General features: G+C 38.3%; 11 protein-coding genes and 1 pseudogene. 6 read left to right on the forward strand and 6 right to left on the reverse strand.

Features of this window, described 5'->3' with window-relative positions:
- Positions 1 to 100 precede the first annotated feature (100 nt).
- Positions 101 to 1,055, forward strand: a pseudogene (locus D9780_RS00720) (calcium/sodium antiporter).
- A gap of 19 nt (positions 1,056 to 1,074) precedes the next feature.
- On the opposite strand, the gene D9780_RS20910 reads toward D9780_RS00720, so the two are convergent.
- The 5 genes from D9780_RS20910 to D9780_RS00740 all read right to left on the reverse strand — a co-directional run bounded on the left by D9780_RS20910 (position 1,075) and on the right by D9780_RS00740 (position 5,811).
- Entirely contained in the window at positions 1,075 to 1,548 is a 474-nt protein-coding gene (locus tag D9780_RS20910) for a hypothetical protein (protein WP_162985751.1), read from the reverse strand.
- 190 nt (positions 1,549 to 1,738) lie between these two features.
- Positions 1,739 to 2,341, reverse strand: coding sequence for an alpha/beta hydrolase (locus D9780_RS00725; RefSeq protein WP_121638912.1), 603 nt, complete (start codon positions 2,339 to 2,341; stop codon positions 1,739 to 1,741).
- A gap of 13 nt (positions 2,342 to 2,354) precedes the next feature.
- Positions 2,355 to 2,777 (reverse strand): MarR family winged helix-turn-helix transcriptional regulator, encoded by a 423-nt coding sequence (locus D9780_RS00730; protein ID WP_116277821.1) that lies wholly within the window; start codon positions 2,775 to 2,777, stop codon positions 2,355 to 2,357.
- 412 nt (positions 2,778 to 3,189) lie between these two features.
- Complete coding sequence (locus D9780_RS00735; protein ID WP_121638913.1) at positions 3,190 to 4,773, reverse strand: Vga family ABC-F type ribosomal protection protein; 1,584 nt, start codon at positions 4,771 to 4,773, stop codon at positions 3,190 to 3,192.
- Positions 4,774 to 5,520: 747 nt separating this feature from the next.
- Positions 5,521 to 5,811: a DUF4181 domain-containing protein gene (locus D9780_RS00740; RefSeq protein WP_240458758.1), complete on the reverse strand. Its 291-nt coding sequence runs from the start codon at positions 5,809 to 5,811 to the stop codon at positions 5,521 to 5,523.
- A 340-nt stretch (positions 5,812 to 6,151) separates the two neighbouring features.
- Here D9780_RS00740 and tnpA point away from each other — a divergent pair, with 340 nt between their 5' ends.
- The 5 genes from tnpA (at position 6,152) to D9780_RS00765 (ending at position 11,681) form a co-directional block, all read left to right on the forward strand.
- The gene (gene tnpA / locus D9780_RS00745; RefSeq protein WP_121638915.1) at positions 6,152 to 6,583 is read left to right on the forward strand and encodes an IS200/IS605 family transposase; all 432 of its coding nucleotides are present in this window, start codon (positions 6,152 to 6,154) and stop codon (positions 6,581 to 6,583) included.
- 331 nt (positions 6,584 to 6,914) lie between these two features.
- On the forward strand, positions 6,915 to 7,667 hold the full coding sequence (locus D9780_RS00750; protein ID WP_121638916.1) for a DeoR/GlpR family DNA-binding transcription regulator: 753 nt from the start codon (positions 6,915 to 6,917) through the stop codon (positions 7,665 to 7,667).
- Complete coding sequence (gene pfkB, locus D9780_RS00755) at positions 7,664 to 8,587, forward strand: 1-phosphofructokinase (RefSeq protein ID WP_121638917.1); 924 nt, start codon at positions 7,664 to 7,666, stop codon at positions 8,585 to 8,587. The genes D9780_RS00750 and pfkB overlap by 4 nt, the downstream gene beginning before the upstream one ends.
- Positions 8,588 to 8,591: 4 nt before the next feature.
- Positions 8,592 to 10,481, forward strand: coding sequence for a PTS fructose transporter subunit IIABC (locus D9780_RS00760; RefSeq protein ID WP_121638918.1), 1,890 nt, complete (start codon positions 8,592 to 8,594; stop codon positions 10,479 to 10,481).
- Between the two features lie 228 nt (positions 10,482 to 10,709).
- The gene (locus D9780_RS00765; protein WP_162985752.1) at positions 10,710 to 11,681 is read left to right on the forward strand and encodes a hypothetical protein; all 972 of its coding nucleotides are present in this window, start codon (positions 10,710 to 10,712) and stop codon (positions 11,679 to 11,681) included.
- A 47-nt stretch (positions 11,682 to 11,728) separates the two neighbouring features.
- Here D9780_RS00765 and D9780_RS00770 read toward each other — a convergent pair whose 3' ends face one another.
- A complete protein-coding gene (locus D9780_RS00770) occupies positions 11,729 to 12,289 on the reverse strand; it encodes a hypothetical protein (protein ID WP_073009774.1) in 561 nt (186 codons plus the stop codon).
- Positions 12,290 to 12,779: the final 490 nt, after the last annotated feature.

Consider the following 12,779-nt stretch of genomic DNA (forward strand, 5'->3'; position numbering starts at 1 on the left):
TTACATTGTACAGTTACTTAAATTAAAAGATGGTTGTGAAATTGATCACTACCTCTTGGCAGAATGACATACTAATTGACAGAAAAGGAAGATCACATTTATGGCGTATGTTCTATTGATTGTTGGATTTGTTTTATTAATAAAAGGTGCTGATTTCTTTGTAGATGGTTCGTCAAATATTGCCAGACTACTAAGAGTTCCACCAATACTAATTGGTTTAACTATTGTTGCATTTGGTACAAGCTCTCCAGAGGCAACGGTAAGTATTATTGCTTCATTACAAGGGACAGCAGACGTATCGATGGGGAATGTTATTGGGAGCAACATTTTTAATATAACACTTGTGGTTGGAGTCGCAGCGGTATTGTTTCCAATTAAAGTAGAGAATGAAACAATTCGAAAAGAAATTCCTTTTACTTTGCTAGCAAGTGTTGCTTTATTAATATTAATGAATGATAAAGTATTGCAAGGACTAAATTTAAATACAATATCTCGAAGTGACGGGCTTGTATTTTTATTGTTTTTATCTGTATTCATGTTCTATGTCATTGAAGTAGCGTTAAAGAGTCGTGAAAATGGAAGTGAAGTTACTGCTGTTCAAGACGTTAAATGGGGAAAAAACATTACAATTACCATTCTTGGGCTTTTAGGCATTGTCCTCGGTGGTCAGATGGTTGTGGAAAACGGCAAGGACATTGCTTATTCATGGGGAATGAGTGAAGCTCTTGTTGGTTTAACCATCATAGCGATTGGAACCTCCTTACCAGAACTGGTAACTTCCATTACAGCGGCTTTAAAAAAGGAAAGTGAAATAGCCTTAGGAAATATTGTTGGAAGCAATATTTTTAACATTTTATTCGTCCTAGGAACTTCTGCAGTCATTTCTCCATTAGAAGTCAGCGGGAAAATTACGATCGGACATTTTGATAATGATTGCTATCACCGTACTATTACTTGCTTTTTCACGCACGAACTTTCGCATTAGCAAACGCGAAGGCCTTGTATTAGTTATAGGCTACATCGTTTATACGGTGTATATCATAGTAAGAAATTAAACACAGACTGGAAACATTTCTAAGTCGCTCTCCAAAGCGACTTAGAAAATCGCTCGTCGAAGTAAGAAAATCGCTCGTCGAAGTAAGAAAATCGCTCGTCGAAGTAAGAAAATCGCTCGTCGAAGTAAGAAAATCGCTCGTCGAAGTAAGAAAATCGCTCGTCGAAGTAAGAAAATCGCTCGTCGAAGTAAGAAAATCGCTCGTCGAAGTAAGAAAATCGCTCGTCGAAGTAAGAAAATCGCTCGTCGAAGTAAGAAAATCGCTCGTCGAAGTAAGAAAATCGCTCGTCGAAGTAAGAAAATCGCTCGTCGAAGTAAGAAAATCGCTCGTCGAAGTAAGAAAATCGCTCGTCGAAGTAAGAAAATCGCTCGTCGAAGTAAGAAAATCGCTCGTCGAAGTAAGAAAATCGCTCGTCGAAGTGAGAAAATCGCTCGTCGAAACAAGAAAATCGCTCGTTCCATGCAAAAATTCGCCCGCTCATTGTGTGAAGCAATAGCGGGCGCACGCTTGCAAAAAAAATTGTCTCTGGAATGGAAAAAGGCGAGAGGCATATCAAGAAAGTTGCGCACAAAGATTAGCAAGATGCGTGTCGATTAAGCAAGTCAGGCGCAGAAATGAGAGCAAGAAACACGCACTTTTACATACATCGTCAGCTATTCAAATAAACGTAAGCGTAAAAAAGCTTATAAATGTTGGTACCATTGTGCTGCGGCTTCTACTTCTTGTAATGTTAATTGGTGACCTTGATTTTCCCAATGCAAGTGGACATTTGCGCCGGCATCCTTTAATATTTTTGTTAAGTCTTTTGACTCTTGTGCTGGACAAATAGGGTCATTCATTCCTGCAGCGATAAACACATGTTTATGAGCTAAATTTGGTAACGCTATACCTCGACGCGGTACCATAGGATGATGGAGTATTGCACCACAAAGTGCATGTTGATAATGAAAAAGTAGGCTTGCTGCGATATTTGCACCGTTAGAGTATCCGATAGCAATGATGTTATCTCTATGAAAGGTATATGTTTCCGCGGCCTCATCTAAAAAGGTATTTAATTCCTTGGTTCGAAAAATGAGGTCTTCCTCATCGAAAATTCCTTCGGCTAAACGCTTGAAAAAGCGAGGCAGGCCATTTTCAAGAATATTTCCCCTTACGCTTAAGACATTTGCCCCTTCATCTATTTTTTTAGCTAATGGAAGCAGATCCTGTTCTGTACCACCAGTACCGTGCAACAATAACAATGTAGGTTTTGTAGGGTCGCTTCCTTTTTGAAAAATATGTTTCATCTCAAACCTCTCCTTATAAACGCTTTCCAGCTTTTTTTAACACGTCGATAACGACTTTCTTTTGCTCATCACTTACATCCGTAAAGAGTTCTTCAATGACTTGCTGATGCTTTGGAAAAATTTCATCCATCAGTTGCTTTCCTTTATCTGTAATATCAATATAAACGACACGTCTATCTTCTTGGGAATGTTTTCTTTGGAGTAATCCTTTTTCTTCTAATTTATCAATAACATACGTAATGGAACCAGTTTTAATTAGTACACTTTCAGAAATTTCCCGAACGGTTTGTTTTCCTTTATGATAAAGTGTTTCTAGAATGGTGAATTCAGAAGTTTTCATACCATAATTCTTCATATCTTCCATAACATAGTCTTGTAACGCTTTTGACGCTTTAATTAATACGACAAAAGCTTTTAACGATAGATTTTCTTTCATAGTTGTCAATCTCCTTATCTTACGAAATATATTAATTCATATATTCTTAATTAAATATAAATGGTTTTCTAACATGTGTCAAAGTATGGTGATTACCGTTTTATGGTTCAGAAGACTTCCTAAATTCTTGAATTCAGAAAGTCTTTAATTGTTAAGCAAAAAGGTATATGGATTAAAAAAGTTTACATAGATAGAGCGAGATGAAACATTATTAATGAAGGCTACATGTTAAAATGATTATTAATTTTATGTCAATTTTCATTGTGGGGCAAGTAAAAACATAAACGAAGACCATTTTTTACTAATACGATGCAGTACAGTATAATATCATCAAAGCTTGTTGCATAAATTTAGTTTATGTAAGAGAGATATTGCTTATCCAAGCAATATCTCCGTCCAGCGTTCCATAGAGTTACCGTTTTTTCTTTGCTTGTAATTCATTTTTTCTGGCGACAAGTTCTTGAAATTCTTGTTCCAATTGGTCTGAAGGCTCTATGCTCAATTTTCCTAGTACTTCAGTGATTTTTGTTTCAATAACCATTCGTTCGTGCTCATTTGCCTCTTCTTTCGGTTGCGATGATGCTTGCTTATACGCTTCATAAGTGCCTTCAAAAATCTTTATGGTCTGATCTTCGAAAGCGAAAATTTTAGTTGCGACGGTCTGAATGAATCTTCGGTCATGGGAGACGAATATGACAGTGCCTTGATATTCTATTAACAGGGATTCCAAAGCTTCCACTGCTTCAATATCAAGAAAATTAGTCGGTTCGTCAAGAATAATGGTGTTAATATTGCTTACAAATAACTTAGCAAAAGCAACCTTCACACGTTCACCACCACTAAGGTCAGCTACTTGTTTATGGACATCGTCGCGATAAAAATGAAGCCTTCCTAATACTGTACGGATTAAGGTCTCGTTTTGATGGGATGTCTCACGTACATTTTGTAAAATCGATTTTTTCGTATCAAGTACATCTAAATTTTGACTAAAGTAACCGATTTTCATAGCTGGAGAATGGTGAACTTGCTCTGCTGGTAGCAGTAATTTTTTAATCAGTGTTGTTTTCCCACTTCCGTTAGCTCCAATGATCGCTACCTTATCGCCACCTTTTATTTGAAAGCTAACTTTATTCCATAACAAACGTTGATGTACTTCTCCTGTTACATCTTCAACTCGTAAAAGGTTTCTCCCTATAATTGCTGTTTCATTCGGCAACTCCATTTTAAGAAGGGGAACTTCTCGAACTTTTTCTACTTTTTCTAGTTTTTCAATGCGTGTTTCTAGTGCTTTAGCGGTTTTGCGTAATTTTTTTTGCTTATTGGCGAAATAAGGTTTTGCTCCTGTTATTTTCGCTTCTGAGTTGCTCGTTTGCTTTGGTTTTTTTGTTGCCCGCTGAGCCTTTTTTTCTTTTAAAGCGAGTGCTGCTTCTAGTTGTGCTTTCTTTTTTATATAGGTATCATACGCTTGTTCTTGCTGTTGTATTTGTAATTCTTTTTGTTGTTGATAATCAGAATAGTTGCCTTTGTATGTTGTAAGACTGCCATCTTCTAGCTCCCAAATGTTCGTACATACGGCATCTAAAAATTCCCGATCATGAGAAACAATAATGAAGGCACCGTGCCAGTTTTGTAAGTTAGCTTCCAATGCTTCCATATGGGAGGTGTCTAAATTGGCTGTTGGCTCATCAGCAAGTAAAATGTCTGCTTTTCTTGCGAGTGCTTTGTTTATATATGCTTGCGTTATTTCACCGCCACTTTTTGTTTCCTTTGTTTCTTTTAATTGTGGTATTAAATCAATTGAACCGTACAGAGAAATATGGCTCGTTTCAGCTGTCATGGTCTGTGCAAGTATTTTTAATAGCGTTGTCTTTCCGCAACCGTTTTTACCAACTAAACCAATTCGATTTCCTCGATGCACACGTAATGCATCTATTGATAATAATTTACGATCTTTTATATAGTATGAAATCTTTCTTGCATCTAATAGTAAATGCATAGGATCGCCTCCTGTGTAAATAGGTTCATGTAAACCGAATAATTAGCGGGAACAGGAGGATTTTTTGCACAATAGGAAAGTAGAGATGTTAGGTGTTTTAGCATAAGCGAAACGACGCCGTTCTATCGTCATAAAGATTGATCCATAGTTATGCTTTTCTAACATGCTATAAGGTTTCCACCCATCGAAAATGGTAGCATCTCATCAACATTACTAAATAGAATAAATCTACTTCCATAGCACAAAAAAAAGCCTCCTGTACTTTTCAGAACAGAAGACGAATGTAAAGACAATGATAAATAAACACAAGCCTGTATATGTAAGCTGGTGATATCTACATATAAAAGCAATGTGAATAATGTTTTGCCAATTACAAAGCGTACCATCCTATTCTGAAAGGTTTGAAATGCATACAAATTGAACAGGATTCTGTTGCAAATGCTGCATTTTGTACAATTTTTCAGTAAATAGGATTAATACTTCATGTAATTGGGTCACCCTTTCCGTAATTTGTTGATTCCATTATATAGAATTTTTGCTATTTTGTCTAACTAAAATTGAAAGTTTATTCACTTTATTTAATACTGTCGGTAAATGCAGCAAGCACCATTTGTCGTAAAAGTGCTTATGTACTAGTACTTATTTATAGCAAAGTGAAAGTTTTTTAGTTAGCGGGGTTCCCACCTTAAGAAATGTCGAAGGGCTATGTATTTCTAAGAACAATAGTATAAGAACACGATAGCTTGCTTAAATAATAGTATCCAGTATGCTGTAAACGATGGCACCAAGAATGCATAATCCAATAGTTGTACCGCTAAGCAGGTATTGCTGGCTCTCCTTTATATGCTTCCATTCCATATAGGTGCGAAAACTGAAAAGGGCAGCCATACTTATAAAGATAAATACTCTAAATTCGTGATAATCCTTGATGGTTATTGTAATGATGATCAGAACTAAAAGGTTAAGCGTTTTTTCACCGTATCGATGAAGTTTATTTACATATTCCTTACTTGTTTCTTCTTCATCATTTACGTTCATGTTCAATCTCTTCACTAGCCGTTTTCGGAGGATAATGTGAAGAACGAGTAAAGAAAACATAATGATGTAAATCAATTTTAGACACCCTTTTCTGAAACTATAGGAAAGTATATTATTATGACGTTCTGCCCCACTGTACCGCAACGAGGCAACTTTACGAACTTAGCCAAGTCATCACCTTTTCTTCATGAAGAGGAAAATTGACTAAAGAGGGCTTGACGTCAAGCGTGAGCATAAACTTGTTTTAACTTACAAATGCGTGGTCTAACTCCACCGTCTTTAGACGGTATCCGCTTTTAGCCTTATCTTTTTTGTCAATACTAAGTGAAGAGGTGAAAGTATGGAAGGATATAGAAAAAATAGTCATGCTGTGTATGATATTAAGTATCATGTCATATGGGTGACAAAGTATAGATATAAGGTTTTGGGCGGGCATAAAGCGGTGAGAGTGCGTGATTTGATAAGACAAGGTTGTGAAGCCAGAGGAATTACCATATTGCAAGGAAGTGTTGGGAAAGACCACGTTCATTTATTATTATCTTGTCCTCCAAGTATTGCTCCAAGTAAAATATTGCAGTATCTAAAAGGAAGATCATCGAGATTATTGCAGGATGAGTTTCCAAAACTTAAAAAGAAATATTGGGGGCAGCACTTGTGGGCAAGAGGATATTTTTGTGCCACCGTAGGAACGGTAACGGAAGAAATAATAAGAAATTATATAGCAAATCAATTCAATGAAGGTAAGGACGAAATATTTAGGATAGAAGAATGAGTTTAGTCTAGCTTTGAGGATGCTTTAGCTAAGGCCTTTGAGCAGGACTTTAGCCTGGGAAACGACTTTAGTCGTCGACATTTATGTCTAAATCCACCTGCTTTAGCAGGTGGTCGTTTAAGAGTGTAGTTCTTGAAACTATAATTACCATATATTAGTAATTTGATTATTATTATAAGTTAAATATGGAAGGCTGGCAAGAGGAAAATGCGAATGCAAAAAATTATTTTGATTGTTTTTGATCGATGTTTCATTTAATTTGGTTGATTTTGATTGATTTTGAGTGAAATATACTGTATGATAACAATGAACTAAAGCTTGGAGTGATAAAATGCTAACGACAGATCGGTACGTTAAAATAATGCAATTATTAGAGGAAAAGCAATCCATTAAAATACAAGATGCTATGGAAGTAACGAAAGCATCTGAATCAACAATCCGTAGGGATTTAACGGATCTGGAATCACAAGGCAAATTAGTGCGAATTCATGGAGGAGCTACTGTACTTGAGCGTAAATTACAAGAATGTAGCGTAAAAGAAAAATCCACCAAAAACCTTCAAGAAAAAATCAAAATCGCGCAAGTGGCAGCAAATCTTGTTCATGAAGGCGATTGTTTATTTCTTGATGCTGGAACAACAACGTTGCAAATGATTCCGTATCTTAAAGAAAAAGAGGTTGTCGTTGTAACAAATGGTCTTTCCCATGTTGAAGCTTTAATGCAAAACGGTATCTCCACCTATCTTACGGGTGGATACATGAAAGAAAAAACAGGAGCGTTAGTAGGTGTACAAGCTGTTCAATCCATTCATCATTATCGTTTTGACAAATGCTTTTTAGGTGCGAACGGCTTTCACGTGAAGTTAGGCTATACGACACCTGACCCAGAAGAAGCAATGGTGAAAAAGACAGCGGCGAACCATGCCTTACAAACATACGTCCTAGCAGATCAATCCAAAAAAAGTAAAATAAGTTTTGCAAAAGTACTTGATTTGCAGGAGGCTACTTTAATAACGGAAGAACTGCCTCAAGATGAAATAAAGCGTTTTACAAAAGAAACAACAGTAAAGGTGGCAGAACAATGATATACACATGTACCATGGCTCCTTCCGTGGATTACACTACATTTCTTGCATCTTTTCAAACAGGAGAGTTAAACCGAGCAAATGCAGTGAATTACTATCCTGGAGGGAAGGGGATTAATGTATCAAGGGTGTTACAACAGTTTAACATCCCGTCTACAGCACTCGGGTTTGTTGGTGGATTTACAGGGGAGTTTATTACACAAAAGTTGCAAGAAGAAGGCATTCAAACAGATTTCATTCAAACGAATGAGACGACTCGAATTAATGTCAAAGTGGCAGCGAAATCAGCAACAGAATTAAATGGACCAGCGCCACGCATTTCTGAAAAACAGCAGCAAGAACTATTAGAAAGAGTGCAGCATTTTAAGACACAAGATTGGCTTATCTTAGCGGGAAGCATACCGAGTACGATATCAACTACGTTCTTAGAGGAAATGGTTAAAACATGTGAACAATTAGGAGTGCGTCTTGCTGTAGATACGTCTGGACAGCCTTTGCAACAGTTAATGACAATGACACCATATTTCGTAAAGCCAAATGAGCATGAACTTGGTGAGTTATTTAACACAAAGATAACAACCGTAGATGAAGTTATCTATTATGGCAAACAACTCGTGGAAAAGGGGATACAGCATGTTATCGTATCTTTAGGTGCAAAAGGAGCAATTTATTTATCCCATGACTGTATCTCTGTAGCAGATCCTTTGCAAGGTGAAGTGATGAATACGGTTGGTGCGGGGGACTCTATGGTGGCGGCTTTTATCGCGCAAATGACAGCTGAAGCAAGTAAGGTTGATGCCTTTCGTTATGCCGTAGCAGCTGGGAGTGCGACAGCTTTTAGTAATGACTTATGTGACCGACAGCTAGTAGAGAAGTTAGCCCAAGATGTTTGCGTTAATATATATACAGACAGGATGTGAAATTATGAAAATCACGCAGTTAATAACAGAAGAAACAATTTCACTTAATTTACAAGCTAATTCAAAGCAGGAAGTGATTGATGAGTTAATTCATCAGTTGGATCAAGCTGGTAAATTAACGGATAAAAATGCCTTTCGTGAAGCTATCTTACAACGAGAAGAACAAAGTACGACGGGGATTGGGGAAGGCATAGCCATTCCACATGGGAAATCACGAGCTGTGAAGACGCCTGCAATTGCTTTTGGTCGATCTACGGAAGGAGTTGACTACGACACTTTAGATGGGGAGCCAGCGCATTTATTTTTTATGATTGCTGCAAGCGCTGGGGCGAATAATGAACATTTACAAGCGTTGTCACGACTATCCACATTATTAATGGATAAGGCCTTTCGTGCAAAACTATTACAAGCGACGAATAAAAAGCAAGTGTTAGAAGCGATTGATCAGAAAGAAACGGAATTGGACCAACGAAGTGGCCAACAAGAGGAGACAAATAAGAGCTATATACTTGCTGTGACGGCTTGCCCAACAGGGATAGCACATACGTATATGGCAAAAGAAAAACTACTAGAAACAGCCAAAGAACTAGGTCTTTCTATCAAGGTAGAAACAAATGGTTCCGATGGTGTTAAAGACCGTTTAACAGATAAAGAGATTGCAAATGCTGATACGATCATTGTTGCAGCGGATACAAAAGTAGAAATGGAGCGGTTTACAGGAAAACCTGTTATTCAAGTTCCCGTGGGGAAGGCGATTCATGAAGCAAACGATTTGTTACAACGTGCAGCTGAGAAAGATGCTCCAATATTTCATGGAGAAAAAACGAATGAGGATGTTCCGAATAGTGGCATGAAAAATGGCTTTTATAGACATCTTATGAACGGCGTTTCTAATATGTTGCCGTTTGTTGTCGGGGGCGGTATCCTCATTGCGCTATCTTTTTTCTGGGGCATTCAGTCGAGTAATCCAGATAGTGAACAATACAATGCGTTCGCCGCTATGTTAAATGAGATTGGTGGAGGAAAGGCGTTTTTCCTGATGGTCCCTGTATTAGCAGGATTTATTGCATCAAGTATTGCAGACCGTCCTGGATTTGCACCAGGTATGGTAGGTGGTTTAATTGCGATTACCGTTTCTGATGCAGAAGGCGCTAGTGGCTCTGGATTTTTAGGAGGACTTATTGCAGGTTTTCTTGCCGGGTATATCACCTTGTTTGTAAAGAAAGCGCTAGCTCCATTGCCAGACGCTTTAAACGGATTGAAACCGGTGCTTTTCTATCCATTAATTAGTATTGGAGTAACTGGTCTAATTATGATGGTGATTAACCCACCGTTAACACAAATATATACAGCTATTTCCTCATTATTAGAAGGGATGAGTGGCACGAACCAAATCCTTTTAGGGGTTATTTTAGGAGCGATGATGGCATTTGACCTTGGGGGACCTGTGAATAAAGCAGCTTATACATTTGGTATCGCCATGCTTGATGCTGGCAATTATACATTCATTGCTTCTATCATGGCTGCTGGAATGGTTCCACCACTAGGAATGGCTTTAGCTACAACATTGTTTAAGAATAAATTTACGAAAACAGAGCAGGAAGCAGGGAAAACATCTTATGTACTAGGTGCTTGCTTTATTACAGAGGGCGTTATACCGTTCGCCGCTGCTGACCCGACGCGAGTTATTCCATCCGTTATGGCTGGTGCTGCTGTCACCGGCGGGCTTACGATGTTATTTGATATTGGACTACGCGCACCACACGGAGGTTTATTTGTCATTGGTTTAGTCGAAGGTGGTTTGATGTCTATTTTCCTTTATTTAACATCCATTGTTGTAGGTGCTGTTGTTACGGCTATCTTAGCAGGTTTGTTGAAAAAACGACGAGTATAGCAGGTTGAGGTAGTAGACAGATTCTTAATATGGAAATTTGTTCATTTAGTTACCTTGACATCTGTGCAAATCATTCACCCTAAAAGTGAGCCCCTGTTTTTAACACTTTACGTGTGCGACATGAAAGTAGGAGCGTCTTCATTTCATTCTTGTTCATGCATAAAAAGCGTCACATATAAAGTGTTTAAACGAGGTATGGTATCTATAAAAAATGTAAGTTGGGATAGGATGTTATTTTACTATCCCGGCTATTTTTTCCCTCATATAAGAGTGAGGAGGAAGAAATCGCTCGTACTTGGGAAGAGATCGCTCACGCTTGCGCAAAAATCGCTCGTGCTTAGGAAGAGATCGCTCGCGCACGTGCAAAAATCGCTCGTGCTTAGGAAGAGATCGCTCACGCACGTGCAAAAATCGCTCGTACTTGGGAGAAAATCGCTCACGCACGTGCAAAAATCGCTCGTACTTGGTAAGAGATCGCTCGCGCACGTGCAAAAATCGCTCGTGCTTGGGAAGAGATCGCTCACGCCCGTCCGAAAGAGGCTCGTGCTTGGGATGAAATCGCTCATACTTGCGCAAAAATCGCTCGTACTTGGGAAGAGATCGCTCACGCTTGCGCAAAAATCGCTCGTGCTTGGGAAGAAATCGCTCGCGCTTGCGCAAAAATCGCTCGTACTTGGGAAGAGATCGCTCACGCTTGCGCAAAATTCGCTCGTGCTTAGGAAGAGATCGCTCGCGCACGTGCAAAAATCGCTCGTACTTGGGAGAAAATCGCTCACGCTCGTGCAAAAATCGCTCGTACTTGGTAAGAGATCGCTCGCGCACGTGCAAAAATCGCTCGTGCTTAGGAAGAGATCGCTCGCGCACGTGCAAAAATCGCTCGTACTTGGTAAGAGATCGCTCACGCCCGTGCAAAAATCGCTCGTGCTTGGGAGAAAATCGCTCACGCCCGTGCAAAAATCGCTCGTGCTTAGGAAGAGATCGCTCACGCCCGTGCAAAAATCGCTCGTACTTGGGAGAAAATCGCTCACGCCCGTGCAAAAATCGCTCGTGCTTAGGAAGAGATCGCTCACGCTCGTGCAAAAATCGCTCGTGCTTGGGAGTAAATCGCTCACGCTTGCGCAAAAATCGCTCGTGCTTGGAGGAAAACTCTCCCGCGCGAGAATGCTCACGGAGTTAGTGGCAAAAAAGGAAAATTATTAATGATAGATATATAGATAGGTTAGAAAGTAAAGAGGGGGGAGGAAGGGTTAGCAGCTGGTGGATTCCATGCTTCTCATTTGAGGTTGATTATAGTACGCATTTATTTTCCCTTGATAAACGAGATGGAAAATGCCTGCATCCTCCAAGTCATGAGGAGTAACTAGGGGAGCTGGTTTATTAAACTTGACTACATTGCTCTCTTGTAGGACTGTAGCTACGAATTGTGAGCAGAAAAAAGCGTTTTTTCTATTAATCGGGCGTTTAAGAAGAAACCCAAATAAACCGATGAAATTGTATCGATAAGCATCTTTTTCTGCATATATGTTCTGAATATATTGGTTTATTAGTTGCCACTGTTCTTCTGTGATGGATATGGAATAGATAACGCCGTTTGCATGTTTAAATAAACCTTCATGCATATTTTCTTTTACAAAACCACCTATAAATGGATTTTTAGGAGCTTTTCTCCCAAAGCTGTAGACGTGCTCAAGTTTTTCATCAAAAGCTATAGAAGCATGATTGTATGGTTTTTTTGTATACAATTTAATTAGTCTTGTAAGCCATGAATTTGTATCTGTAAGTAATAAGTAGATTTCTTTTTGTTGCACAATCATCTCTCCCATCTGTATGTATTCTTTTTTGTGCTATCAGTAGTATTATTTTATACGAAAAAGATTGCGATTTGGATTCTAAAAATTTTATATCCATAGTCGTACTGTGGAAATTCCGTTCTTTCATAAGCGTTTTGTTTTAAAGTAGCTGCATAAGTTCCTTATAAGTCTATGCTAATTATAATCAATATGAAACTATTATTAAAGATGCTTAAGCTATATAATAGTCTAAGCCTTCCGATGTATAGATTTAATTATCTAATAATAGGTACTGTTCATTATTTAATAGTTAACTATAGTTTATACCTTACTACTAAATAATGCAAGGTAGTGATTTGGAGTTCTTTTCTATGTGTACAGAAAAATGGTTCACATAACTACGCTTCGTTTACTGCTAAAATTCATATATATGTAATGCTTTTTGTTCAAAATGATCACTTTGGCATGTTGCTACTACATAGAATATGTGATGATTCAATGTAACTAT

This window comes from Virgibacillus sp. Bac330 (assembly GCF_003667845.1).
GTDB lineage: Bacteria > Bacillota > Bacilli > Bacillales > Amphibacillaceae > Virgibacillus > Virgibacillus chiguensis.